Annotated in this window: 24 protein-coding genes; 13 read left to right on the forward strand and 11 right to left on the reverse strand. The window is 70.5% G+C overall.

Going from position 1 to position 23,331, the window contains the following annotated elements:
• The first annotated feature begins 114 nt into the window (after positions 1-114).
• Positions 115-1,041: a DMT family transporter gene (locus FGM06_RS01375; RefSeq protein ID WP_144796725.1), complete on the forward strand. Its 927-nt coding sequence runs from the start codon at positions 115-117 to the stop codon at positions 1,039-1,041.
• A 90-nt stretch (positions 1,042-1,131) separates the two neighbouring features.
• Here FGM06_RS01375 and gdhB read toward each other — a convergent pair whose 3' ends face one another.
• The 4 genes from gdhB to FGM06_RS01395 all read right to left on the reverse strand — a co-directional run bounded on the left by gdhB (position 1,132) and on the right by FGM06_RS01395 (position 6,374).
• Entirely contained in the window at positions 1,132-2,415 is a 1,284-nt protein-coding gene (gdhB, locus tag FGM06_RS01380; protein ID WP_144796727.1) for a glutamate dehydrogenase GdhB, read from the reverse strand.
• Positions 2,416-2,417: 2 nt separating this feature from the next.
• Positions 2,418-2,561, reverse strand: a complete 144-nt coding sequence (locus FGM06_RS01385) for a rubrerythrin-like domain-containing protein (protein ID WP_144796729.1) — start codon at positions 2,559-2,561, stop codon at positions 2,418-2,420.
• Positions 2,562-2,753: 192 nt separating this feature from the next.
• Positions 2,754-5,627, reverse strand: a complete 2,874-nt coding sequence (locus tag FGM06_RS01390) for a bacterio-opsin activator domain-containing protein (RefSeq protein ID WP_144796731.1) — start codon at positions 5,625-5,627, stop codon at positions 2,754-2,756.
• A 279-nt stretch (positions 5,628-5,906) separates the two neighbouring features.
• Positions 5,907-6,374, reverse strand: coding sequence for a peroxiredoxin (locus tag FGM06_RS01395; RefSeq protein ID WP_144796733.1), 468 nt, complete (start codon positions 6,372-6,374; stop codon positions 5,907-5,909).
• 145 nt (positions 6,375-6,519) lie between these two features.
• Between FGM06_RS01395 and map the strand changes: the two genes are divergently transcribed.
• Both map and FGM06_RS01405 read left to right on the forward strand, forming a co-directional pair.
• Entirely contained in the window at positions 6,520-7,428 is a 909-nt protein-coding gene (gene map, locus FGM06_RS01400) for a type II methionyl aminopeptidase (protein WP_144796735.1), read from the forward strand.
• A complete protein-coding gene (locus tag FGM06_RS01405) occupies positions 7,428-7,979 on the forward strand; it encodes an HIT family protein (protein ID WP_144796737.1) in 552 nt (183 codons plus the stop codon). Before map ends, FGM06_RS01405 begins: the two co-directional genes overlap by 1 nt.
• Positions 7,980-7,985: 6 nt before the next feature.
• Here the strand turns inward: FGM06_RS01405 and FGM06_RS01410 are convergent, their stop codons facing one another.
• From FGM06_RS01410 to FGM06_RS01420, 3 genes are all read right to left on the reverse strand, one after another.
• Positions 7,986-8,750, reverse strand: coding sequence for an amino acid ABC transporter ATP-binding protein (locus FGM06_RS01410; protein WP_144796739.1), 765 nt, complete (start codon positions 8,748-8,750; stop codon positions 7,986-7,988).
• Positions 8,750-9,391 carry an ABC transporter permease gene (locus tag FGM06_RS01415; protein ID WP_394348614.1) on the reverse strand — a complete coding sequence of 214 codons (642 nt, stop codon included), beginning with the start codon at positions 9,389-9,391 and terminating at the stop codon, positions 8,750-8,752. The genes FGM06_RS01410 and FGM06_RS01415 overlap by 1 nt, the downstream gene beginning before the upstream one ends.
• A 149-nt stretch (positions 9,392-9,540) precedes the next feature.
• On the reverse strand, positions 9,541-10,470 hold the full coding sequence (locus FGM06_RS01420) for a substrate-binding domain-containing protein (protein WP_144796741.1): 930 nt from the start codon (positions 10,468-10,470) through the stop codon (positions 9,541-9,543).
• Positions 10,471-10,706: 236 nt separating this feature from the next.
• Here FGM06_RS01420 and FGM06_RS01425 point away from each other — a divergent pair, with 236 nt between their 5' ends.
• Together FGM06_RS01425 and FGM06_RS16330 are read left to right on the forward strand one after the other, a co-directional pair.
• The gene (locus FGM06_RS01425; protein WP_144796743.1) at positions 10,707-11,501 is read left to right on the forward strand and encodes a TOBE domain-containing protein; all 795 of its coding nucleotides are present in this window, start codon (positions 10,707-10,709) and stop codon (positions 11,499-11,501) included.
• Positions 11,502-11,568: 67 nt separating this feature from the next.
• Positions 11,569-11,694, forward strand: coding sequence for a hypothetical protein (locus FGM06_RS16330; protein WP_277752395.1), 126 nt, complete (start codon positions 11,569-11,571; stop codon positions 11,692-11,694).
• A 42-nt stretch (positions 11,695-11,736) separates the two neighbouring features.
• On the opposite strand, the gene infB is transcribed toward FGM06_RS16330, so the two are convergent.
• Positions 11,737-13,530, reverse strand: a complete 1,794-nt coding sequence (infB, locus tag FGM06_RS01430) for a translation initiation factor IF-2 (protein ID WP_144796745.1) — start codon at positions 13,528-13,530, stop codon at positions 11,737-11,739.
• Positions 13,531-13,736: 206 nt separating this feature from the next.
• Here infB and FGM06_RS01435 point away from each other — a divergent pair, with 206 nt between their 5' ends.
• From FGM06_RS01435 to FGM06_RS01445, 3 genes are all read left to right on the forward strand, one after another.
• The gene (locus tag FGM06_RS01435; protein WP_094523632.1) at positions 13,737-13,982 is read left to right on the forward strand and encodes a PRC-barrel domain-containing protein; all 246 of its coding nucleotides are present in this window, start codon (positions 13,737-13,739) and stop codon (positions 13,980-13,982) included.
• On the forward strand, positions 13,982-14,440 hold the full coding sequence (locus FGM06_RS01440; protein ID WP_144796747.1) for an NOB1 family endonuclease: 459 nt from the start codon (positions 13,982-13,984) through the stop codon (positions 14,438-14,440). Before FGM06_RS01435 ends, FGM06_RS01440 begins: the two co-directional genes overlap by 1 nt.
• 96 nt (positions 14,441-14,536) lie before the next feature.
• Positions 14,537-15,637 (forward strand): DUF2891 domain-containing protein, encoded by a 1,101-nt coding sequence (locus FGM06_RS01445; protein ID WP_144796749.1) that lies wholly within the window; start codon positions 14,537-14,539, stop codon positions 15,635-15,637.
• On the opposite strand, the gene uppS is transcribed toward FGM06_RS01445, so the two are convergent.
• Positions 15,634-16,605 carry a polyprenyl diphosphate synthase gene (gene uppS, locus FGM06_RS01450; protein ID WP_144796751.1) on the reverse strand — a complete coding sequence of 324 codons (972 nt, stop codon included), beginning with the start codon at positions 16,603-16,605 and terminating at the stop codon, positions 15,634-15,636. The two genes, FGM06_RS01445 and uppS, sit on opposite strands and share 4 nt — an antisense overlap.
• Positions 16,606-16,669: 64 nt before the next feature.
• On the opposite strand from uppS, the gene lwrS reads away from it, so the two are divergent.
• The 4 genes from lwrS (at position 16,670) to FGM06_RS01470 (ending at position 18,641) form a co-directional block, all read left to right on the forward strand.
• Positions 16,670-17,038: an LWR-salt protein gene (lwrS, locus tag FGM06_RS01455; RefSeq protein WP_144796753.1), complete on the forward strand. Its 369-nt coding sequence runs from the start codon at positions 16,670-16,672 to the stop codon at positions 17,036-17,038.
• A gap of 44 nt (positions 17,039-17,082) precedes the next feature.
• Positions 17,083-17,736 (forward strand): HAD family hydrolase, encoded by a 654-nt coding sequence (locus FGM06_RS01460; protein ID WP_144796755.1) that lies wholly within the window; start codon positions 17,083-17,085, stop codon positions 17,734-17,736.
• A 61-nt stretch (positions 17,737-17,797) separates the two neighbouring features.
• Positions 17,798-18,127 carry a PadR family transcriptional regulator gene (locus FGM06_RS01465; RefSeq protein ID WP_144796757.1) on the forward strand — a complete coding sequence of 110 codons (330 nt, stop codon included), beginning with the start codon at positions 17,798-17,800 and terminating at the stop codon, positions 18,125-18,127.
• Positions 18,128-18,152: 25 nt separating this feature from the next.
• Positions 18,153-18,641: a CopG family ribbon-helix-helix protein gene (locus FGM06_RS01470; RefSeq protein ID WP_144796759.1), complete on the forward strand. Its 489-nt coding sequence runs from the start codon at positions 18,153-18,155 to the stop codon at positions 18,639-18,641.
• Positions 18,642-18,683: 42 nt separating this feature from the next.
• On the opposite strand, the gene FGM06_RS01475 is transcribed toward FGM06_RS01470, so the two are convergent.
• Positions 18,684-19,664 (reverse strand): rhomboid family intramembrane serine protease, encoded by a 981-nt coding sequence (locus FGM06_RS01475; protein WP_144796761.1) that lies wholly within the window; start codon positions 19,662-19,664, stop codon positions 18,684-18,686.
• Positions 19,665-19,667: 3 nt separating this feature from the next.
• Positions 19,668-21,950 carry an AAA family ATPase gene (locus FGM06_RS01480; RefSeq protein ID WP_144796763.1) on the reverse strand — a complete coding sequence of 761 codons (2,283 nt, stop codon included), beginning with the start codon at positions 21,948-21,950 and terminating at the stop codon, positions 19,668-19,670.
• Between the two features lie 139 nt (positions 21,951-22,089).
• Between FGM06_RS01480 and endA the strand changes: the two genes are divergently transcribed.
• On the forward strand, positions 22,090-23,277 hold the full coding sequence (gene endA / locus FGM06_RS01485; RefSeq protein ID WP_144796766.1) for a tRNA-intron lyase: 1,188 nt from the start codon (positions 22,090-22,092) through the stop codon (positions 23,275-23,277).
• Positions 23,278-23,331 lie beyond the last annotated feature (54 nt).

Consider the following 23,331-nt stretch of genomic DNA (forward strand, 5'->3'; position numbering starts at 1 on the left):
CCACGCGGCCGTCCGGCTCGTCCCCGGACGGCCGCGGCGGAACGGCTCCGATCCCGATCCGGCGGTCCCGTCCGCAACAGACACCGCTTTATCCTCGGTCGCCGTGTTCCCTCCGTGTCCCGGTACCGAGACGTCGTCCTGTTCTTCACGCTCGCCTTCCTGTGGGGCGGTTCGTTCGTCGCCATCGAGGTCGGCCTCGACTACTACCCGCCCGTGCTGTACGCCGCCTACCGATTCGACGTGGCGGCGCTGGTGCTGGTGTCGTACGTCCTCCTGACGGAGGCGGGACCGCTCCCGAGCACGCGCGGCGACCTGGCCGCGATCGGCTTCAGCGGGGGGCTCTCCGTCGCCGCCAACAACTCGCTTTTGTTCGTCGGCCAGCAGTACACGACGAGCGGCATCGCCTCGATCACCTACAGCCTCGTGCCGATCGCGACCGCGGCGGTCGCGGCCGCCTGGATCGGCGGCTCCGACCTCGACGCGCGGGGCGCGCTCGGCGTGGTGCTCGCGTTCGTCGGCGTCGGCCTCGTCGCCCAGCCCGATCCGTCGAACCTCGCCGGCGGCGTCACGATCGGCGTCGGGCTCATCTCGGTCGGCGTGATCGCGGTCGCGGTCGGCAGCGTCGGGCTCCGCACCGTGGAGACGAGCTTCTCCAGCATCGCGCTCACGGGGTGGGCGATGCTGTTCGGCGCCCTGTTGATCCACGGGCTCAGCGCGGGGCTCGGCGAGAGCCAACAGCTCCCGGTCGCGGAGCTCCCGGCGGTCGGTTCGCTGCTGTTCCTCGGCGTGTTGTCCTCGGCGGTCGCGTACACCATCTACTTCACGCTGCTCGACCGGCTGGGAGCGTTCGAGATCAACCTCGTCTCCTACGTCGTCCCCGTCGTCGCGACCGTCGCCGGCGCGGTCCTCCTCTCGGAGCCCGTGACGCCGCTGACGGTCGCCGGCTTCGCCGTTATCGTCGTTGGGTTCGCGCTCCTCAAGCGGCACGCGATCGCCGACGAGGTGCCGCGGCTCCTCTCGCGGGTCGGCGGGCTGTTTTGAACCGTTCGTCGAAATCCGATCCTTCAGACGCGGTCTCGTCCGATACGGCCAAGCGCTGAAGATCGCGCGTGTACGAACGTGCGGGGACCGTCACGGCCAGAGCCCGCGCGTCTCGTGAGCTTCCGCGATCCGCGATAGCGCGACGATGTACGCCGCGTCGCGCCAGGTCACGTTACGCGCCTCGAACTCCTCACGGACGCCCTGCCAGGCAGCCAACATTTCCGTTTCCAGCTCGTCGTGAACGCGGTCCAGCGACCACGCGCGCCGGTTGATGTCTTGGAGCCATTCGAAGTAGCTCACCGTCACGCCGCCGGCGTTAGCCAGAATATCCGGAATCACCGGGAGATCCCGCTCGGCGAAGATCGCGCTCGCCGCGCTCGTCGTGGGTCCGTTCGCACCCTCGATAACGATGTCCGCCGCGACGTCGTCGGCGTTCTCCGCCGTCAGGACGTTTCCGATCGCCGCCGGAATCACCACGTCCACGTCGAGCTCCAGTAGTTCGCCGTTGGTCAGCGTCTCCGGGGCCCCGTGTGTCAGCACCGCCTCCGGCTCTTCGTCGTGAGCGGGAATCGCGCGCGTATCTAATCCGTTCGCATCGTAGATGGCCCCGTTGACGTCACTCACGGCGACGACGTTCGCCCCCCAGTCGTCGAGTAGCTTCGCCGCGTTCGCCCCGACGCTCCCGAAGCCCTGCACGGCGACGTCAGTCGCCGCGATATCCTTCTCGTAGTAGTCGATGGCCTCCTGGGCGATGATCGCGACGCTCCGACCGGGCGCCGAATCGCGCCCCTCGCTCCCGCCGACGACGGGCGGTTTCCCCGTGACGACCCCCGGAATCGTTTCGCCCTCTTGCATCGAGTAGGCGTCCATCAGCCACGCCATCGTCTGCGGATCCGTACCCATGTCGGGCGCGGGAATGTCTTTCGTCGGGCCGATGACGGACCGGATCTCGTCGGTGAACCGGCGCGTCAGCTGTTCCTTTTCCGACTCGCTGAGGTCCTTGGGGTTGACGGCGATACCGCCCTTCGCACCGCCGAAGGGGATGTCCATCACGGCGCATTTCCACGTCATCCACATCCCGAGTCCGACACACTCCTCGCGCGTCACGTCGGGGTGGTACCGAAGCCCGCCCTTGAACGGCCCGCGGACGCTGTCGTGTTGCGCTCGATACCCCGTGTACAGCTTCACCTCGCCGGTTTCGCGTTCGATCGGAACGGTGACCTCGTGGACCCTCTTGGGGTGCTTGAGTCGCTCGATGACGTTCTGATCGATGTCGAGGTGATCGGCAGCCTGCTGGAGCTGGCGGCGCGCCGTCTGTAACGCGGACTCCGGTTCGCTCGGTTCCTCGTCGCGAGCTGTTGCTGTCGAGGCCATCGCTACTCTATCGGCATGCGTCGGTTCCGCATCTCCCCGGCACAGTCGGGACACGTGCCCGGACTGGTTTCCGAAAGCACGACCTTGCCGCATTCAAAACACTCGTAAGGCGATTCCGCGGCCGAATTTTGGGAGGCGTCTCTCATGGTGATCTGAGAGTCCCGGCGGTCTCTCGCAGGGCACTCTATCAAAACGGAGTGGGTACAGGAGGGAATAGTTGGTAGTTGAGTATGAACCCGGTAGGCGTACAGGGTTGTTTATAATACAACCCGATGGACAACGAGAGTCCGGTGAACTACCGGGCCGGCAGTGCTCCGGCATCGATATTTCTGGCGGGTTCAGTCCGTGGAGTGAGTAACGACGGGCGAGTGATCGTCGATCAGCGCCGTGAACAGCTTCCGTTGTGCGGTTCGGATATGCTGATAGAAGGCTTGTGGAGAGATGTCCAGCGAGTCCGACACGGCCTCCCCGGTCGCCTCCCGCGGGGACTCGAAGAACCCGCTGTAGTACGCCGTCTCCAGGACTTCCAGCTGTCTGGCAGTCAGTTGATCGAGCACCGACGCGTAGAGCCCGTGTTCGGACGCCTGTTCCCGGGTCTGTTTCGACGTGAGCGTGACGTCGCGGAAGCGCCCGCTGATGAACTGGGTGACGTCTCTGACCTCGACGCCGTGAGAGAGGTCGATAACCAACTCCGTGTTCGATCGTGAGGCTGTCGCACCTCGGAGGACGGCGCCGTGGTCGGCGAGCTCCGTCGCGAGAAACGGCTCGGAGAGCCGGAGCCGCACCACGCCGCCGGAGTCGCCGCCGCGGATCCGGCGTACGTCCTCGACGGTCCGGAGGCCGTCCGCCGCGTCGACGACGGCGTCGAGCGGCGCGTCGTCGACGGTGACGAAGACGTAGTTTCCGCTGGCGGTCTGTTGGACGCCGCCCTCGTAGGTGAGCGTGCAGTCGGCGGCCTCCGCCAACCGCGTCAGCACGAACGACGGATCGGTGACCGCGTACTCGACCCGAGTCATCGACGTGGTGAGCAGTGCGCGCTTGCGCTCGCTCGCGCTGATGGCGGCGGCGATCGTCTCTCCCAGCTCCGCGAACACGGACTGGATTGTCTCACCGAAGGCGTCCGGCGCGGTCGCGTACACCGTCAGGACGCCGTACGAGAGGTCGTTGTACACCAGCGGGATGCTCAAGACGGAGAGCAGATCGCGTGAAATCGCGTCCTTTCGCCACGAGGCCGCGCGAAGGTCGGCCGCGACGTTCGAGACGAGCGTCATCGATCCGGATGCCGCGGTCCGGCCTGCCGGCTCGACGTTCTCGGCGGCCACGGGGAACGATTGCGTATCGAGGTATCCCCGATCCGCGCCGGCCCACGCCTGCGGCGTCACCGTCTCGCTCGGCCCGTCGAGCGTGCCGATCCAGGCGAACTGGAAGCGGCCGTCGGCGGTGAGGCGGTCACAGACGGTGTGATCGATCTCCTCCCTGGTCTCGGACTGCACGAGCGCCTGATCGATCTCACGGATGGTCTCGTTGATCTGGTTGAGCGCGGTGAGCTGGTCGTTCTGTCGCTGGAGTTCGCGGTCCTGTTCGCGGAGCTGCGACTCGCGGTCGACGCGGTCGAGCGCCGCCTCAGCGGTCGCCGCGAGGAGGTCGGTGAGCTCTCGCGTGACGTCGTCGAACACGCCGACCGCCGTCGAGCCGACGACGAACACGCCGTGGTTGCCGAGCGGGATGTACGCCGCACTCCGAAGGTCGGTCGCGACGTTCGCGAGGCGGTCCGCATCGTGGACGTCCGCGAAGAAGCCGGCCTCGTTCTCGACGAAACTGTGACTGACGAGGTCGTTCCCGTCCGCGTGAACGGGGGGCAGCGGGCCGTGGGCGTTCCGCATCGACTGCGAGTGGACGACGGGCTGGAGGTGATTATCGTCGGCGTCGAAGAGGTAGACGGCGCTCGCGTCGAGGCCCAAGACGTCCGCGGTGTCGTCGACGACGTGCTGGGCGATCTCCTGGTGCGTCTCGGCGTAGAGGAAGTCCCGTGCGGTCTCCTGGAGAGCGGCCAGCGACCGTTCGCGCTGCTTTCGTTTCGTGACGTCCCGACAGCTGTACAGCAGCGTCCCGTCCTGAATCGCGACTTCGCGGACGTTCACCAACAGCGTGTGTTCGCGGCCGGCCTTGTCCGTCGCCGTCGTCTCGATGTTCTTCAGGACGCCCTCGTCGGCGAGTTTCTCGCGATCGAAGAGGTCCTCGCCGAGCAGGTCCTCGATCGTCCCGATCTCCCGGATCTCGTCGGCGGTGTACCCGAAGATGAAGTGCGCGTTCGGGCAGACGTACGTGTATTCGCCGTCCTCGTCGGTCATGAGGACGGTATCGGTCATATTGTTGAGCGTGACGCGGTGGAGCTTTTCGGAGCGTCGGAGCTCCCGTTCGAGGTCGACGCGGTCGGTGATTTCGACGCTGTCGACGATGATCGAGACGAGCTCGCCGCGTTCGTCGGTGACCGGCTGCACGGAGAGTTCCAGAACGCTGGAGCTCGTTGCAGCGTCCTGGATGACGACGGCGTGCCCGAACTCTCCGTCTCCGGCCGCGCCCACGAGCCGACGGATATCGTCTCTCGTTTGGCTGTCGTCGGGCCACCAGGGGAGCGTCCAGAACGGGTCGCCGACGACGGCGCCGGCGTCCGCGTCCACCATGTCACGGGCGGCTTGGTTGACGCGCGTGAGCGTCCCCTCGGGGTCGAGCACCCACGTCGCGGACCTGGTATCGTGGAAGATGGCGTCGAACTGTCGCGCGCGCTCGCGCCGCGTGGCCGAGCGCTGAGCCCTCCGGATCGCCCGCTCGGTTCGCCGTATGGCGTCTGAGACGGCGTCGTCCGACGGGTCGCTGACGGCGATATAATCGGTCACGCCGGCTTCGATGGCCTCGCTGGCGAGTCGCTCGCTGCCGTCGGCCGTCCCCAGAATCACCGGTAGCGTCGTCGACGTATCGCGGATGTGGCGGACAAGGCCGATCCCAGTCGTTTCGGCGAGAGTCTCGTCTGTAACGACGCAGTCGACGGTCGTCTGTCGAAGCTTCTCTCGAGCCGCCGACGCCGTCGGTACGTCGTGGACCGTCGCCTCGAATTCCTCGCGGAGAGCGCCGGCGTATGACGTTATCCACGGCGTGTCGCCGACGACGACGACGGCGGACGCGTCGAGGACGCTACTCGTCGCGGAGTTCATGTGCGGGGCTGAAGGCGCCGATCACAGAGTTCGGTATCACGCGTGATGAGCCGTCGATACTCTCAGATACACTTCGGCCAAACGAGCTCACTCTCATTTAATGTTCAACCCCCCTGTTGAAATCGTTAACTGTTGGTTTTATGTCACCTTCTCGATCGGGATAAGGGGATAACCGACAAAATGGACCGTGCGGTGTGCGGATCCCCTGTATTGACCGAAGTCGGACCTGTGCCCCAGTAGGCGGTTCGACAGGTGCGGTCGAACGGTACGCCGCCGGAATCAGCCCTCCAGCGCGGCGGTGTCCTCGACGATCTCGACCGCGTGGTCCTCGGGCGAGACGCCCTCGTACGCGAGCACGACGGTCCCCTCGTCGTCGAGCACGTACGTGTTCCGGAACACGCCGTCGAAGGTGTTGCCGAACATCTGCTTCTCGCCGTAGGAGTCGTACGCGCTCGCGACTTCGCCGTCGGGGTCGGAGAGCAGCGCGAACGGGAGGTCGTACTTCTCGGCGAACGGCTCCAGGTCCTCGGCGGGGTCGTCGCTGACTCCGATGACGGCGATATCGGCCCCCTCGAAGGCGTCCCACTCGTCGCGGAAGCCGCACGCCTCGGCGGTACAGCCCGGCGTGTCGGCGCGGGGGTAGAAGTAGACCACCGTGTACCGCGCGTCGGCGGGGTCGACGGTGACCGTGTCGCCGTGCTGGTCGGACAGCGTGATGGGGGGTGCGGAGTCGCCCGGTTCGAGCATATCTCCCGTCGATTCGGAGGCGCCTTAGTGGGTTCGGTCCGGTCAGTTCCGCGTTCGACGGCCGGTCACCGCGACGGAGGCCCCGGACTGCCGCCGTCGCCGTCCCTCCGCAACCTCTTTGCGGTCGCTGGCCGAACCGACGGCCATGAGTCACGGATCCCTGGACGACGACGCGGTCGAGAGCTACCGGGAGGCCGGCGCGGTGTTGGTGGAAGCGACGAACGAGGCCCGCGAGATGGTCGAGCCGGGACGGACCCACCTGGAGGTCGCGGAGTGGACGGAGGACTTCGTCCGCGAGCAGGGGGCCGGGCTCGCCTTCCCCGTCAACATCAGCGTCGACCCGGAGGCGTCGCACGCCACTCCGGGCCGCGATGACGACACCGAGTTCGGCGAGGAGATGGTGTGTCTCGACGTCGGCGTCCACGTCGACGGCTACATCGCCGACGCCGCGGTGACCGTCGACCACACGGGCACCCCGGAGCTCGTCGAGGCCGCCGAGATGGCGCTGGAGGCCGCGGTCGACGAGGCCGGCCCAGGCGTCGAGGTCGGCGTCGTCGGAGGGGCGATCGAGGACGTGATCCGCGGGTACGGCTACACCCCCGTCCTGAACCTCTCCGGCCACGGCGTCGAGCGCTACGACGCCCACACGGGCCCGACGGTCCCGAACCGCGGCGTCGACCGCTCCGTCGAGCTGGAGCCGGGCCAGGCGGTCGCCATCGAGCCGTTCGCGACCGACGGGCGCGGGAAGGTCGGCGAGGGAACGGAAGAGGAGATCTTCGAGCGGCAGGGGTCCGGGAGCGTGCGCGACCGCCGCGCGCGGCAGGCCTTAGAGGAGATCGAGGCGTTCGACGATCTCCCGTTCGCGGCGCGGTGGCTGGAGGGCGATCGCGTCGAGATGGCGTTACGGCGGCTGAAGCAGGCGAACGCGGTGAAGGGGTACCCCGTCCTGAAGGAGGCCGACGACGCCCTCGTGAGCCAGGCGGAGCACACCCTGCTGATCACCGACGACGGCGTCGAGGTGACGACGGCTGGGATCCACGGTTTCGACGACTGATGGACCGGATCTACGCCCCGTGGCGGATCGAGTGGGTCGAGCGCGACTCTGACCCGATCGACGGCTGCCCGTTCTGCGTCCTGCCCGAGCGCGAGGACGCCCGCGAGGCCCGGGTCGTCGCCGAGAGCGAGCGCAACTACGTCCTGTTGAACAACGCGCCGTACAACCCCGGCCACGCGATGGTGATCCCGGACGAGCACGTCGAGGACCCGACCGACCTCGACGACGCGACGCTGTTCGACCACGCGCGCCTGAAGGCGGCGACGCTGGCGGCGTTGCGCCGCGACGTCGACCCGCACGGGGTGAACACGGGACAGAACCTCGGCGGGGACGCCGCCGGCGGCTCGATCGACCACCTCCACACCCACGTCGTCCCGCGGTGGAACGGCGACACGAACTTCATGCCCGTGACCGGCGAGACGAAGGTGATCGTGGAGGCTATCGACCGCACGTACGGCCACCTCCACGCCGGCTTCGCCGCCGGCGACGACGTGGTCGATCCGGGCGACGCCGATGCGGGCGATCCGGTGCGGCTGTCGTTCGATATCTGATCTCGGTCAGTACACCAGCTCCCCGGAGATGAACTTCCGGGTGCGCTCGTCCGACGGGTCCTCGAAGATCCGCTCCGTCGGGCCGACCTCGGTGACCCCGTCGTCGAGCAGCACCGCGACCCGGTCGGCGACGCGCTCCGCCTGGTGCATGTCGTGCGTCGCCACGACGACGCCGATCCCGCGGTCGCGGGCCTTCGCCATCGCGTCCTCGATGACGGCGGTGTTCCGCGGGTCGAGGTCGGAGGTGGGCTCGTCCAAGAGGAGGACGTCGGGGTCGTACGCCAGCGCCCGGGCGAACGACACCCGCTGCGCCTCCCCGCCGGAGAGCGAATCCGCCCGCTGGGTCGCCTTCTCGGAGAGCCCCACCACGTCGAGCGCGTCGCCGACGGCGTCGGCGGGCTCGTGCAGCCCGACGAGCGAGCGGAGCTGGGCCTGAAGCCGGTCCGCCCACGGGCGGCGGATCCGCAGCCCGTACTCGACGTTTCGCGCGACGGGCGCGTCGAAGAGGCTCGCCTCCTGGAACACCATCCCGACCCGCCGGCGCAGTGCGAGCCGCTCCGACTCCTCGGCGGTCCACACGTCGGTGCCGTCGAGCGCGACGGCGCCGTCGTCGGGTTCGAGCGAGAGCGCGAGCGTCCGGAGCAGCGTCGTCTTGCCGACGCCGGACGGTCCGATCACCGCGACCACCTCCCCGGAGTCGACGGCCAGCGAGAGGTCGCTGAACACCGGCCCGTCGCCGTACGAGCGCGAGACGTTCCGGAGCCGGAGCATCAGCGGTGCACCCCCTGATCGCCGAGCCGGATCACGACCGCGTTGACCGTCAGCACGAGCGCGACGAGGACGGCGCCGAGGATCATCGCGGTGCCGTACTGCCCCTGTCTGGCCTCCAGTTGGATCGCGGTCGTCAGCGTTCGCGTTTTCGAGATCCCGTCCGCGCCCGTGATGTTGCCGCCGACGATGAGCACGGAGCCGACCTCGCTGATGGCGCGGCCGAAGCCGGCCAGGATCGCGGTCGCGATGCCGTACCGGGCTTCCTTGAGGACGACGAGCGCCACGTCGACGCGCGTGCCGCCGAGCACGCGGGCGGCGTCGCGGACGTTCCCGTCGACGCCGGATATCGCCGCGAGGCTGATCGCCGTGATCGGCGGCGTCGCGAGCACGAACTGCGACATGATCATCGCCTGCTTCGTGAACACGAGTTCGAGCGCGCCGAGCGGCCCCTGGTTGGAGACGGCGAACAGCACGAGGAGGCCGACGACGACGCTCGGGAACCCCATCCCGGTGTTGATCACCGACTTCACGAACTGCTTCCCCGGGAAGTCGGAAAACCCCATCACCACGGCGATCGGGATGCTGAACAGCGTGCTCAGCGCCACCGCCGTGAGGCTCACGTACAGGGAGACGTAGATGATGCTCCAGACGTAGCCGTCCCTGAACGGGAGGTCGAGGAGGGCCGGGAGGTCGGCGGCGACCGGACTCCCGAGGAGGGCCGAGAGGTCTGCGGTGACCGGTCCCCCGAGGACGGCCGGCAGCAGCGGTGCGACTGAGTCGAGCGGCACGCTCACCCGTCGGTGGAGTTCCCACTCCAACCTTCCGGAACGTACTGCTGGAAGTCGGGGTCCTCGGAGACCGCTCTGGGGAAGAACAGCTGCTCGCCGTTCATCTGGTAATCGGAGATCGCGTCTTGGGTCCCGGGACTGGTGATCCAGCCGATGTACGCCATCGCGAGGTCGTAGTTGGCGTTGTCGTGGACGCCGGGGTTGACGGCCATGATCCCGTAGGGGTTCGCGAGGATCTCCGGGCCGTCCTCGATCGGTCCCTGCACGAGGATCGTCAGGTCGACCTCCGAGCGCTGCGAGATGAACGTGCCGCGGTCCGAGAGCGTGTAGGCGCCCTGCTGGTTCGCGTTGTTGAGCGCCTCGCCCATCCCGGCGCCGATCTCCTGGTACCAGTCGCCGCCGGGCTCGGTCCCCGCAGCCTCCCAGAGGTTCAGCTCCTTCGTGTGCGTGCCGGAGTTGTCCCCGCGGGAGACGAACGGCGCCTCCGCGTCGGCGATCGTCGTGAGCGCCTCGGTCGCCGACTCCATCCCCTGGATCCCGGCCGGGTCGCTCTCGGGCCCGACGATCACGAAGTCGTTGAACATCAGGTCCCGGCGGTTGATCCCGTACCCGTTGCGCATGAACTCGTCCTCGAGCCCGCGGGCGTGGACCATCACCACGTCGGAGTCGCCGTTCCGGGCCGACTCGAGGGCCGCGCCCGTCCCCTGCGCGACGGCGTCGACGGTCACGCCGTACATCTCCTCGAAGTCGGCGTGGATCTCGTCGAGCAGCCCCGTGTCGTACGTGCTCGTCGTGGTCGTGAGCGTCAGGGTCTCGCCGGCCACGGCGGCCCCGGTCTCTTCCTGGCTCCCGCCGAACTGCGCGCAGCCGGCGGTGCTCGCTACCGCTCCCGCGCCGAGCGCCGCGACGAATCGTCGTCGATGTATCGGCATGGACACACCGTTGGGCTGATACTAAATATAGCTTCTGCCACCGGTCAACCGCGACCGGTTACTCGCTCACACACGGAGCGATCGAGGTGCGCCGGCGAGGCCGAGCCGGTGTCCGATCCCGTCCCGAGAGCGGTCGGAATCGGAGGGGAAGACGACCGGAATCGGTTACGTCGTCGTGCGGACGCCGGCGTACGGGGAGGGAAAGCGCCAACACCCCCCGGGACGACGGTGTCGACATGGACGAAAGCGGCGACGAGGGCGCCGCCGAAGGGAACGCGGCCGAGGAGAGCGCCGCCGAAAGGAGCACGGCCGAGGAGAGCGCCGCCGGAGCGGGTCGCGGCAGCGCGGCGCTCATCGAGGGCGACGCCGAGTTCGACGGGCGCGACGCCGCGCTCCTCCGAGCGGTCCACGAGACGGGCTCGGTCGCGGGCGCGGCCGGCGATCTGGGGCGTTCGCGGGCGCGGGCGCTCTCGCGGATCGAGGGCCTGGAGCAGGCGTTCGGGACCCTCGTCGAGCGCCGGCGCGGCGGCTCCGGCGGCGGCGGCAGCCGACTTGCGGCTGGCGGCCGAGCGCTCCTCGACCGCTACGACCGTCTGCAGGCCGTGCTCGCCGCGACCGCGAGCGTCCCCGAGACGGTGCTCGACGGGGCGGTCGCGAGCGTCGACGGCGAACTGGTCGACGTCGACACCGCGGTCGGACGGGTCCGAGGGCTCCACGACGGTGCGGCGGCCGGGGACAGGGTGCAGGTGCGGATCGGCGCCGACGCGGTGACCGTGTATAAGAGCGGCGTCGACGTGGACCCGGACGCGACGAGCGCCCGGAACCGACTGCGCGGCGAGGTGGTCGGGATCGACGCGGGCGAGACGGTGTCGACGGTCGGGGTCGCGGTGGACGGAGTGGAGTTTCAGGTGTTGATCACGGCGGAGAGCGCGGAGCGATTGGGATTGTGCGAGGGCGACGACGTGGCGATCCGCTGGAAGGCGACCGCGACGCGAGTGGTGGAGCACGTGGGGCGGTCCGTCCGGGAGTGAGGGCGTCAGTCACGGTGCACCGGGGCGTCGGTAACGGTTATAACCCGGCCGTGTGTAGTGACAACGTATGTCACACGACGTGCCGACCGAAGAGACCCGGGGGCGTCGGTGGTGCGAGACCTGCCGTCTCAGCGTCGAGCCGGTCGCGGGCGACCACGGGCTCGAGTGCCCGAGCTGCGGCGAGGCGCTCTGAGGGCTCGACCACGAGAGGAGGGGGTCCGCGGCGGCGATCGGTTCACTTCCCCCAGAAGGGGTCCCGCTTCCGCTTGGTGTCGAGGTACGCCGCGAGCGCCTCGCGCTCGTCGGCCGTGATCTCCTCTTTCAGCTCCTGTTCGAGGATCTTCGCGTGCTTCTCGGGGACCTCCGTCCAGAGGGTGTCGCCCTCCTCGATGCCGCGCCCGACGGTGGGGCCGTCGATGGCGATGCTCACGCGCTCGCCGGCGCGCGCCTCGTCGACGTCGTCGCCCTGCTTCTGTATCCCGGAGAGCTGGCCGACGCGCTCGAACTCGTTGCCCTCGAACATGCCGACGTTGCGGTTGTTCTGGAGGGTGCCGGAGATGATCTCGACGCCGACGACCGCGGGGTCGTTCTGACGGAACGTGTGGTCGGGGAGGATGCGGAAGCGCGCGGGGCGGACGACCTTGTCCAGCACCGTCTCCTGCTGTGCGCGCTGGCGCTCCTCGACGAACGTCTCGTACTCCTCGATCAGCTGGTAGATGACGTCGTCGGTGAACAGCTTCACGTCGGCGCTCTCCAGCTCCGTCTCGGCGTTCGCGAGGAGGTCGACGTTGAACCCGAGGATGGCCTTGTGCTCGTCCTGGTTCGCGGTCTCGGCGACGGCGATGTCGCGCGGCGCGATGTCGCCGACCTCGGCGCGCAGGATTGGCACCTCCGCCTCGCGGAGCGCGTTCGCCATCGCCTCCAGCGAGCCGAGCGTGTCGGCCTTGACGACGACGCCGTCCTCGGCGGTCTCCACCTCGATCTCCGCGAGCTCGGCTTTCACCTCCTCGACGACCTCGGCCTCCGGGCGGTCGCGGACGACCCGGACCGGCGCGCCGGCCATCGCCCGGTCGAGGTCCGGCGCGGCGATCTTCACGCCGGCCGCGGCGCCGACTTCCGCCACCTTCTCGAACTGCTTCTCGGTGCGGATCTCCTCGAGCGGTCGCGGCTGTAACAGCGCCCGGATCTCGGTGACGATCGGCTCGTCCTGCCCGCCGACTACGATCTTGTCGCCGTTGCGGACCACGCCGTCGTACACCACCGTGTCGATGGTGGCGCCGAACCCGCGCTCGTCTTTCACTTCCAGCACCGTCCCCTCGCCGGGGCCCTGGACGTCGATCTCCATCTCCTCTTTCATGAACCGCTGCGAGAGGCCCATCAGGACGGTGAGCAGGTCGGGGACGCCCTCGCCCGTGAGCGCCGACAGGGGGACGACGCCGATGTTCTTCTGGAAGTCCTGCACGCGCCAGTAGAGGTCCGCGGAGAAGCCGGCGTCGGAGAGCTGGCCGATGATCTCGTAGAGGTTCTCGTTGAGCATCGACTCGGCGCGCTCCGACTGCGCCTCCAGGCTCTTCTGGATCGGCTGGCCGTCCTGGGGGTTCCACCCCGGCGTCGTGTCCACCTTGTTGGCGGCGACGACGAAGGGGGTGCCGGTGCGCCGGAGGATGTCGATCGCCTCCTCGGTCTGCGGCTGGAAGCCGTCGTTGACGTCGACGACGAGCACCGCGATGTCGGCGAGCGCGCCGCCGCGGGCGCGCAGCGTCGAGAAGGAGTGGTGGCCCGGCGTGTCGATGAACAGGAGGCCGGGGAGGTCGAAGTCGGTCGGGTCGATGAGCTCGCCCGCCATCTCGGAGATGGTGTCGAGCGGGATGTCCGTCGCCCCGATGTGTTGGGTGATCGCGCCGGCCTCGCCCTCGCTGACGGCGGAGCCGCGGATCGTGTCGAGCAGGCTCGTCTTGCCGTGGTCGACGTGACCCAACACGGCGACGATCGGCGTCCGAAGGGTGTCCGCGTTTGTGTGGTCGGTCATAGGTGATCGCCCCGAGAAGGTCGGTTACCCCGTATTCCGCCCGGGCGTCAGTTAAGCCTTTCAAAATGCGCCCGGCCGTGTCGCTCGATTCGAGGCCGACTCGCTCGGCGATTCCCGGTCATGATTCGTCTGCGATCCCGGTCATCGTCCGTCGCCCGTCGGACGCCCCCGTGGCGTTTAAGACCGTTGCCACGGACGGTGAGCACATGGTAGATATCCTCGCGGAGAACCTCTCCGGGAAAGCGGTGATGAGCTCGGACGGAACCGAACTCGGCGACCTGTACAACATCACGATGGACCTGAAGTCCGGCGAGCTGAACGACCTGCTCGTCAGCCCGCACGAGCACCTCAGCCCCGAGCGGTCAGGGTTCGACGTCGACGAGATGGGCCGACTGAAAGTGCCGGTCGGGAACGTGAAGGCGGTGAAGGACTACATCGTCGTCGCCCGCTGATGGAAGTCCTCGACACCTCGGCGTTCATCCACGAGTACACCACCGACGACGACGTCGTCTCGGTGCCCGAAGTGCACGAGGAGCTCACCGGCGAGGGGGCGCTCCGCTTCGACGCGATGGAGGGGTCGGGGATGGCGATCCACGTCCCGGCGCCCGAGGTCATCGACAACGTCCGGCGCGCCGCGCGCGGCTCCGGCGACGACGCGGAGCTGTCGGACACCGACACGCGCCTGATCGCGACCGCGCTCGAGCTGAGCGCGACGCTCGTCACCGACGACTACGCGATGCAGAACGTCGCCGAGCGGCTCGACCTCGACGTCGAGCCCATCGCCAGGGACGGGATCACGGAGGAGCGCGAGTGGCGCTTCCAATGCGTCGGCTGCAACCGCACGTTCGACGAGAACAAGGAACGGTGTCCGATCTGCGGCAGCGACCTGACGCGGAAGAACCCGGCGTGACCGGGCTCGGCTAACCGGCCTCGGCCGACCGATATCGGTTGCTATTCACTCGCACGCCACCGACCGATTGAACAGGCGGCCCGCCGACCTCCCGACGTGAACGCATTCGAGACGCTCTCGTCGGACGCGCTCCGGGCCGGCCGGGCCGACGCGCTCGACGACGCGGTCGCGAGCGCGCTGGCCGCCCACCCGCTGGACGGGATCGGGACCGAGTACCCGCACTATCAGGGGCGGGTGGAGGGGCCGGAGGCGCCGCCGCGGCCCGCCGAGAACCACCCCGTCTTCTACGGCTGCTTCGACTGGCACTCGGCGGTCCACAGCCACTGGGCGCTCGTGCGCCTGCTGCGGCTCGTCCCGGACCATCCGGACGAGCCCGCGATCGCGGCGGAGATCGAGGGCCGGCTGACGCCCGAGCGCGTCGCGGGAGAGGTCGAGTACCTCGACGAGCACCCCGGCTTCGAGGAGCCGTACGGGTGGTCGTGGCTGCTGCGACTCGCCGCCGAGTTGCACCTGTGGGACGACCCGCGCGCCGACGCGTGGCGCGAGGCGCTCCGCTCCCTCGAAGACCGGATCCGCCGGGGGACCCGCGAGTCGTTCCTCGAAATCGACCGGCCCCAGCGGGTCGGCACCCACGGCAACACGGCGTTCGCGCTCGCCGGGATCCTCGACTACGCGCGGGTTGTCGGCGACCCCGACCTCGGACGCGAGGCGACGGCGACCGCGCGCCGGCTCTACGCGAACGACACCGCCGCCGTCGTGGGCGCAGAACCCGTCGGTTGGGACTTCGTCTCGCCCGTGCTGACCGAGGCGGATCTGATGCGCCGCGTCCTCGACGCCGACGCCTTCGCGACGTGGCTCGACGGGTTCCTCCCGGACCTCTCGGGGGCGCCGCACGACGCGCTGCTGGAGCCGATCCCAGTGGAGCCCGACGAGGGAGACGGCGCCGCGATCCACCTGATCGGCCTCAACGTCTCCCGCGCGTGGTGTCTCGCGGGCCTGGCCGACGCGCTGGCGGGGCGCGAGGGACCGGCGGCGGCCCGACTCCGGGAGCCCTTGGACGCGGCGGCTCGCCGGCACGCCGAGGCGGGGGCCGCGGGCGTGCTCACCGACGACTACGCGGGCTCGCACTGGCTCTCCTCGTTCGCGCTGTACCTGCTGACGCGGAACGAGGGCGGGATCGCGCCGGGGGCGGGTTAGTTCGCGCCCTTCGACTCCTGGGAGTCCCCGTCGACCGGGCCGACGGACTCGTTCTCGGCGATCCCGAGGGCGTCGTCGGAGAGGTCGCTGCCGTCGAGCCGCGGGACGCGCCCGCGAAGCCGCCGAGCGACGGCCCGCGCCTCGGCGATCTCCACCTCGGCGACCGCCCGGACGAGCGCGGCGGCCCGCTCCGCGCGGGCGCGCTGCCACGACTCCTCGCGGGACTGGTAGGTCCGGATGGCGCGGAGGAACTCGCGCTGGGAGAACTCCGGCCAGTAGGGCGCACAGAAGTAGACGGCGGCCTCGTTCCCGTTCGCGTGCCACGGGAGGAAGTTGGAGGTGCGCTCGTCGCCGCCGGTCCGAACGATGAGGTCGACGTCGCGGACCGGGCGGTCGTACAGCCGGTCCTCGACGGTCTCGACGTCGACGTCGGCGGGGTCGAGATCGCCGGCGTCGACGTCGGCGGCGATCGTCCGGGCGGCGTCGAGCAGTTCCGTCCGACCGCCGTACGCGAGCGCGACGTTCAGCGTGAAGCGGTCGTTGTCGGCGGTGCGGGACTCGGCGTAGTCGACCGCGTCGCGGACGCGGGGCGGGAGCCGGGCGACGTCGCCGATGGCGCGGACGCGAACCCCCTGCTCGTGGACGCGGTCGGCGTCGGCGAACTCCCGGAGCTTGCGCTCCAGCAGGTCGAAAAGCGGCGTCAGCTCCTCGTCGGGGCGCTCGAAGTTCTCCGTCGAGAAGGCGTACAGCGTTAGCTCCGCGACGCCCAGGTCCGCGCACCAGTCGAGCACCCGCTCGGTGGTGTCGGCGCCGGCGCGGTGCCCGTCGGGGGCGTCGTCGCCGCGCTCGCGGGCGTACCGCCGGTTCCCGTCCTGGATGATCGCGACGTGGGCCGGCACGTCCTCGACCTCGCGGCGGAGGTGCCGGCGGTAGGCGCGCTCGCCGAGGTCGCGGAGACGGTCCAGCATACGCCCGAACCGACAGGACCGAGGGATATGTACTTTTACCCTCCGACCCCGCAGATCGCGCCCGATGGACGCCGCCTACGTCTTCGCCGTCGCGTTCCGGCTCGACCCGGACGGCGCGGCGATCGAACCCGACCGCTTCGAGGCGACGATGGAGATCCCCGCTCCCGAGCCCGGCGCGGACGGGTGGGCGTTCTTCCGCGACCGGCTCTGGCGCGGCGAGATCGGGGACGAGCCGTCGTTCCGTCGCCTCGCGAGCGACCGCCTCGGCGTCGAGGTCACCGAGGCGTCCTTCCGGGAGCTCCGGACCGACGAGGCGTACCTCGACGCGCTGAAACGCGAGGTCGCCGCGGACCTCGGTCGCTTCAACGCCGACTCGGTCGACGATGTCCTCCGCAAGTACCTCGGCTCGTCGATCCACGTGCGAGGGGACTGAGACCCCACAACGCACTTATCGGTCCGGCGCCTACTGGCGCGCCCATGGCCGTCGTCGACTACGACTTCCACCTGTTCGACCTCGACGGCACGCTCGTCGACGCGGAGTGGTCGTACACCCGGACGGTGTTCGACCGCGTCGGCGACCGGCTCGGCCGGCGGTTCTCCGACCGGGAGGCGTACGTCCTCTGGCACGGGCTGGGCGGTCCCCGGGGCGGTACCCTCCGCGAGATCGGCGTCGATCCGGACGACTTCTGGCCCGCGTTCCACGCGGTCGAGGACCCGGTCGCCCGCGCGGAGGCGACGTACCTCCACGGCGACGCCGCCCGGCTGCTCGACCGCGTCGACGACGCCGGCGGGCCGACCGGCCTCGTCACGCACTGCCAGCGGTTCCTCGCCGAGCCCGTCCTCGACCGGCTCGACCTGGACGGCCGGTTCGACGCGGTGGTCTGCTGTACCGACGAGACGGGCTGGAAGCCGGACCCCGAGCCGATCGAGCTGGCGATGCGCGAGCTCGGCGTCGACCCGCGGGCGGACCGCGGCTACTACGCCGGCGACGGCGAGAGCGACGTGGGCGCGGCGTGGAACGCCGGGCTCGACGCGGTCCACGTCGAGCGCGTCGGCCACGAGGACCGCGGGCGGTGCGTGCTCGGCGACCGGCGCGTCGACCGGCTCGACGAGCTGCTGGCGAGCGGGTGACCCCTCCCCGCGCCTCGCCCGCGACCGAAACGGACGTGAGTCGGCGCCCGTTAGCCGACCCATGACGAAGTGGTTCCACAGCGGTCGCCGGCGCGACCTCTGCGCGCTGCTGTACGACGCGGGCGAGCTGCGGGCGCAGTCGCTGAAGAACCGGCTGGAGAACCACTACGACGAGCGCATCGATCCCGGCTCCTTCTACGCGACGCTCCGCTCGCTGGTGGAGTCCGGGTTCCTCGACCGCCGCACCGAGGGGATCGCCGACGTCTACGCCCTGACCGACGCCGGCGAGCGCGCGCTCGTCGACCACTACGAGTGGCTCTCCGAGCGCGTCGGAGGCTCCGGACTCACGGCTGACAGGACCCCCGCCGACGACCCCGACCTCAAAGATTAACAACAGTTGGCGCCCAAGTTATTATATGACGGTCGTCAGCGTCTCGATGCCGGAGGAACTGCTTGAGCGGATCGACGGGTTCGCCGCCGAACACGGCTACACGGGGCGCAGCGAGGTGGTCCGCGAGGCCTCGCGGAACCTCCTCGGCGAGTTCGAGGACGCCAAGCTGGAAGACAGGGAGCTGATGGCAGTGGTGACCGTGCTCTTCGACTACGAGACCACGAGCGTCGAGGAGCGGATGATGCGGCTCCGCCACGAGCACGAGGGGCTCGTCGCCTCCAACTTCCACAACCACGTCGGCTCCCGCTACTGCATGGAGCTGTTCGTGCTGGAGGGCCGACTGGAGGATATCTCGGCGTTCGTCGGGAAGATCCGGGCGACGAAGGACACGCTCACCGTCGACTACAGCGTGACGCCGGTCGACGAGTTCGGCGGCGACGCGGTGGCGGAGGCGACCGACGACGACGGTGAGCACGGCCACGGCGGCCACGGCCACGGCCACGCCGAGGAGTAGCCGAGGTCGCGCCCGGCCAGTCGGCACGCGGATCGGTCCGGCTCACCCGTCGAGCACGACGCCGACGAGCGGCACCGCGACACCGACGACGTAGCCGGCGAGGTGCGCGAACACGTTGCTGCCGAACGGGACGACCACCAGCGACCCGATCACCCCGGCGGCGGCGACGCTCGCGCCCGTGACGTACAGCAGCTCCCGTTCGGGGGGCAGATCGAGCCCGACCACCCGCGGCCGGCCGACGCCGGCGTAGAGCCCGACGGCGACGAGGGCCGCACAGAGCGCGAACAGGGACCCGACCGCCGGCAGCGACGGGAAGTAGCCGACGCCGCTCGGCGCGAGGTACGCGAGCGCGAGCGACCCGAGCGCGGCGACGACCGCCCAGCGGGCGTCGACGCCGACGGCGGGGCGGGCGGGAGCGTCCCCGTCGTCCCCGTCGGGCTCGCCCTCCTCGCCCGCCTCGGTCGCCAGCGCGGCGAACCAGACGACGACCACGTAGCCGAGGAGCGCGCTGTTCACGTCGGAGAAGCCGGCGGTCGGCGCGTTCGTGAGGCCGCCGAGCGCGACGATCGTCGCCCACGCCGAGGCGAGGGGGACGACCGCGAGATACACCGCGGCCGCGCCGAACAGCCGCTCGCGCCACCCCGCGACGACGGAGAGGGGGTACGCGACCGCGACGAGCAGCCAGTAGTTGACGAGGTTGTCGAGGAGGTGCGCCGGGCTCGCGTGGACGAAGCTCGACGCGAACGCGGTCCACAGCGCCCACCGGCTCTCGAAGACGCCGCCGGTCGAAAGGGAGAGGCGCCAAGCCTCGGTCCCCGGCGTGAGGCTCACGGCGACGAGCAGCGCCGGCAGCGGAACGGCGACGAGGAAGAGGTCCCGCGGGGGCTGCGCCCGGACCGCCGCGCGAACGCTGGCGAGGAGCCCGCGGAGCGTGGGCGGGTCGACAGCGGCGTCGCCGTCGGTCGCCGGACCGTCGCCGCCTCCCGCGTCGTCGCCGTCTCGCGAGTCCCCCTCGGCGCTCATCTCTCAGGGCGTCGCCGGCCGCACCGTCTCCAGCGCGGCCGCGAAGTCGTCGCTCGTGATCCCCACCTCGTCGGCGTGGTCGTTCGCGGCCGCGCCGTGCTCGTCGGCGACGCGCTCGATGGCGACGAGGGCGGCCTCGCGGCACAGCGAGGCGATCTCCGCGCCGGAGTACCCCTCCGTCTCGTCGGCGAGGCGCTCCAAGTCCACCCCCTCCACCAGCGGCTTCTCGCGGGTGTGGACGTCGAGGATCTTCCGGCGCGCCTCGCGGTCGGGCTCGGGCACCTCGATGTGCGTCTCTAGTCGCCCCGGCCGGAGCAGGGCGGGATCGAGCGCCTTCCGCCGGTTCGTCGCCGCGAGCACGACGAGGTTCGGGTTGTCGCTGGCGCGGTCCAGCTCCGTGAGGAGCTGGGAGACGACGCGCTCGCCGACGCCCGAGCCGTCCCCGCCCGCGCCGTCGCGGTCGGCCGCGATGGCGTCGATCTCGTCGAAGAAGACGATCGCGGGGGCCGCCTGCCGGGCGCGGTCGAACAGGTCCCGGACCGCCTTCTCCGACTCGCCGACGTAGCGGTCGAGCAGCTCCGGGCCGGCGACCTGAATGAAGTTGACCCCGCTCTCGCCGGCGATCGCCCGCGCGAGCAGCGTCTTCCCGGTGCCCGGCGGGCCGTGCAGCAGGATCCCCGTCGGCGGGTCGGCGTCGGCGGCGTCGAACAGGGGCCCGTAGGTCAGCGGCCACGTGACGGCGCGCTCCAGCTTCTCCTTCGCCGCCGAGAGCCCCCCGACGTCAGAGAAGACGGTGGTCGGCTGCTCCGCGACGTACTCGCGCATCGCGCTCGGCTCGACGTTGGCGTGGGCGGCCTCGAAGTCGGCCTTCGAGACGGTCACGTCGTCGAGCGCTTTCGCGTCCGATTCGCGGGCGCGGCGGAGCGCCGTCATCGCCGCCTCCTGCGCGAGCCCCTCGATGTCGGCGCCGACGAACCCGTGCGTCCGGCCCGCGATCCGGTCCAAGTCCACGTCGTCGGCGAGGGGCATCCGGCGCGTGTGGACGTCGAGGATCTGGCGGCGACCGGCCTCGCCGGGGACGCCGATCTCGATCTCGCGGTCGAAGCGCCCGCCTCGGCGGAGCGCGGAGTCGAGGGTGTCGACGCGGTTCGTCGCGCCGATGACGATCACGTCGCCGCGGGCGTCGAGCCCGTCCATCAGCGAGAGCAGCTGGCCGACGACCCGGTTCTCCACGTCGCCGCCGTCGTCGCGCTTCCCGGCGATCGAGTCGATCTCGTCGAAGAAGATGATCGCGGGGGCGGCCTCGCTCGCGCGGTCGAACACGTCCCGGAGGCGCTCTTCCGACTCGCCCTTATACTTCGACATGATCTCCGGGCCGTCGACGGTGATGAACTCGGCGTCGACCTCGTTGGCGACGGCCCGGGCGATCAGCGTCTTGCCGGTGCCCGGCGGCCCGTGGAGGAGGACCCCCTTCGGCGGGTCGATTCCGAGCCGGGTGAACACCTCGGGCTCGGAGAGGGGGAGCTCGATCGTCTCGCGCACGAGCTCCAGTTCCTCGTCTAACCCGCCGATGTCCTCGTAGGTCGCGCCAGCGGTGTGATCCGCGGGGGGAGCGGTCCCATCGCCCTTCGGTCGGGCGTCGCTTCCGGGCGGCGTGGCCCGGTCCGAGCGTGGGCGGTCGGAGCGGTCGCCGCCGCCGGACGCGTCGGTCGTCCCGCGTTGGCCCTCCAGATCGGCGTCGTCACGGCTCTCGGACCGCGCGGGCCCGTCGCCCTCCCCGTCCCCGTACGTCACCGAGACGTCGGTCCGGTTCGTCACGCGCACCGTCCCGGCCGGGTCCGTCTCGGCGACGACGAACCGGAGGCCGCCGAGCCGCTCGACGTGGACCGCCTCGCCCTCGGTGACGGGGCGGTCGCGGAGGTCGCGGGCGAGCGCGCGCTCGACGACCTCGCGGCTCACGTCGACGTCGGCGAGCCGCGCGGGGGCGGCGAGGACGACGCTGTTGGCGTCCTCAACCGTGACGGGCGCGACGGTGACGGCGTCGCCCACCTTCACGCCTGCGTTCGCACGGGTGTCGGCGTCGATGAGGACGGAGCCGTCAGCCGCGTCGGGACCGCCGGGCCACACTTTCGCGACGGCGACGCGGTCGCCGCGGATCTCGACGGTGTCGCCGCTGAGGAGGCCGAGCCGCTTCCGGGCGGGTTCGGGGAGTCTGGCGATCCCCCGCCCCGCGTCCCGCTTCTCGGCGGCACGCACCGTGAGCCGGAGGCCTGCGGAGTCGTTCATAAGCCTCGTACTCGCCGATGACCCTTTACCCTTGTCCGGGGACGGGCGAGGGAGGCGCAATACGCGCCTCGCCCCCTCCCTCGGCTCCGCCGCGCCGCCGACCGCAACCCCCTTACCTCGGCCGGGCCCGCCTTCGGGTATGCAACCGACAGGGCACCTGCGCGGCGACGCGGTACACGTCGCCGGCGACGCCCGCCAGCGCTTCTACGACTCCCGGGGCTACGGGCGCCCGCTCGACGGGAACGAGATCGCGCTCTCGCGCGTCGAGGCGGCCCACCTCCTCTTCCGGGGCGACCTCTCCGGGGTCGCCCTCGCCCCCGACGCCGACCCGGTCGGCTTCGAGCGCTTCTTCGTCGAGAGCGCGGCCGCCGCCGACCGCTTCGCGGTGCGGTACCTCGTCTACTCGGACCTCCGCGACCGAGGCTTCTACCTCTCGCCGGCCCGCGAGCCGTGGCCCGGCGGGACCGCGGACGTCGCCGACGCGGTCGACTTCGTCGCCTACGAACGCGGCTCGACGCCCGACACGGGGAACGTGGAGTACCCGGTGCAGGTCGTCGGCGAGCGCGAGGAGCTCGCGGCCGCCGGGCTCGCCGGACGCACCCTCGCGGTCGTCGACGAGGAGTCCGACATCACCTACTTCGCGGCGACCGAGGGCCGGATCGAGGGCGCGACCGACTACGACCCGCCGGACCGGCTCGACGGGGTCCTCCTCTCCGACCGCGTCGTCGTCTGGGACGCCCCCGAGGCCCTCTACGAGCGCGGCTTCTACGGCCAGCCGCTCACCGGCCGCGCGGCCGCGGTCGAGGGCGCGCTCCAGCTCTCCCTCGTCGAGGCCGCGTCGCTCGCGGCCGACGGCGTCCTGTCGCTGTCGGCGTCGGTCGGGGCGGCGGGCGAGACCGCCGGCGAAGACGGCGCTGACGGGACGGCGCCGGACGGCCCCGCCGCCGCGGTCGTCGCCCGCGGCCGCGACGTCGAGGGCGAGCGGTTCGACCGCCGGCTCGCCGTCTACAAGCGCCTCCGCGCGGCCGACGCGGTCCCGAAGACCGGCTTCAAGTTCGGCGCCGACTTCCGGACGTACCTCGACGTGGAGACGGTCGAGGACCTGCCGCACTCCGAGCACCTCGTGCGGGTCGTCGACGCCGACCACCGGTTCTCGCCCCGCGAGCTCTCGCTCGACGTGCGGCTCGCGGGAGGCGTCCGCAAGGAGATGGTGTTCGCCCTGACGGCGGTCGGGAGGGACGCCGACGGCGACGCCCCCGGAAACGCCGGCGACGCGGCCCGCGACGCCGACGTCGAATGGCTCTCGATCACGCGGCTGACGCCCTGATTGGCGGGCGGCTGACGCCCCGACGGGCGCCGGCGGGATCAGACGACGCCGCCC

It is taken from the genome of Halorubrum depositum, assembly GCF_007671725.1.
GTDB lineage: Archaea > Halobacteriota > Halobacteria > Halobacteriales > Haloferacaceae > Halorubrum > Halorubrum depositum.

What these genes read in the sequence shown, in the direction of transcription:
- gdhB (WP_144796727.1), bottom strand. Translation starts at nt 2,415, where the DNA reads ATGGCCTCGACAGCAACAGCTCGCGACGAGGAACCGAGCGAACCGGAG.
- FGM06_RS01385 (WP_144796729.1), bottom strand. Translation starts at nt 2,561, where the DNA reads ATGAGAGACGCCTCCCAAAATTCGGCCGCGGAATCGCCTTACGAGTGT.
- FGM06_RS01390 (WP_144796731.1), bottom strand. Translation starts at nt 5,627, where the DNA reads ATGAACTCCGCGACGAGTAGCGTCCTCGACGCGTCCGCCGTCGTCGTC.
- FGM06_RS01395 (WP_144796733.1), bottom strand. Translation starts at nt 6,374, where the DNA reads ATGCTCGAACCGGGCGACTCCGCACCCCCCATCACGCTGTCCGACCAG.
- map (WP_144796735.1), top strand. Translation starts at nt 6,520, where the DNA reads ATGAGTCACGGATCCCTGGACGACGACGCGGTCGAGAGCTACCGGGAG.
- FGM06_RS01405 (WP_144796737.1), top strand. Translation starts at nt 7,428, where the DNA reads ATGGACCGGATCTACGCCCCGTGGCGGATCGAGTGGGTCGAGCGCGAC.
- FGM06_RS01410 (WP_144796739.1), bottom strand. Translation starts at nt 8,750, where the DNA reads ATGCTCCGGCTCCGGAACGTCTCGCGCTCGTACGGCGACGGGCCGGTG.
- FGM06_RS01420 (WP_144796741.1), bottom strand. Translation starts at nt 10,470, where the DNA reads ATGCCGATACATCGACGACGATTCGTCGCGGCGCTCGGCGCGGGAGCG.
- FGM06_RS01425 (WP_144796743.1), top strand. Translation starts at nt 10,707, where the DNA reads ATGGACGAAAGCGGCGACGAGGGCGCCGCCGAAGGGAACGCGGCCGAG.
- FGM06_RS16330 (WP_277752395.1), top strand. Translation starts at nt 11,569, where the DNA reads ATGTCACACGACGTGCCGACCGAAGAGACCCGGGGGCGTCGGTGGTGC.
- infB (WP_144796745.1), bottom strand. Translation starts at nt 13,530, where the DNA reads ATGACCGACCACACAAACGCGGACACCCTTCGGACGCCGATCGTCGCC.
- FGM06_RS01435 (WP_094523632.1), top strand. Translation starts at nt 13,737, where the DNA reads ATGGTAGATATCCTCGCGGAGAACCTCTCCGGGAAAGCGGTGATGAGC.
- FGM06_RS01440 (WP_144796747.1), top strand. Translation starts at nt 13,982, where the DNA reads ATGGAAGTCCTCGACACCTCGGCGTTCATCCACGAGTACACCACCGAC.
- uppS (WP_144796751.1), bottom strand. Translation starts at nt 16,605, where the DNA reads ATGCTGGACCGTCTCCGCGACCTCGGCGAGCGCGCCTACCGCCGGCAC.
- lwrS (WP_144796753.1), top strand. Translation starts at nt 16,670, where the DNA reads ATGGACGCCGCCTACGTCTTCGCCGTCGCGTTCCGGCTCGACCCGGAC.
- FGM06_RS01460 (WP_144796755.1), top strand. Translation starts at nt 17,083, where the DNA reads ATGGCCGTCGTCGACTACGACTTCCACCTGTTCGACCTCGACGGCACG.
- FGM06_RS01465 (WP_144796757.1), top strand. Translation starts at nt 17,798, where the DNA reads ATGACGAAGTGGTTCCACAGCGGTCGCCGGCGCGACCTCTGCGCGCTG.
- FGM06_RS01470 (WP_144796759.1), top strand. Translation starts at nt 18,153, where the DNA reads ATGACGGTCGTCAGCGTCTCGATGCCGGAGGAACTGCTTGAGCGGATC.
- FGM06_RS01475 (WP_144796761.1), bottom strand. Translation starts at nt 19,664, where the DNA reads ATGAGCGCCGAGGGGGACTCGCGAGACGGCGACGACGCGGGAGGCGGC.
- FGM06_RS01480 (WP_144796763.1), bottom strand. Translation starts at nt 21,950, where the DNA reads ATGAACGACTCCGCAGGCCTCCGGCTCACGGTGCGTGCCGCCGAGAAG.
- endA (WP_144796766.1), top strand. Translation starts at nt 22,090, where the DNA reads ATGCAACCGACAGGGCACCTGCGCGGCGACGCGGTACACGTCGCCGGC.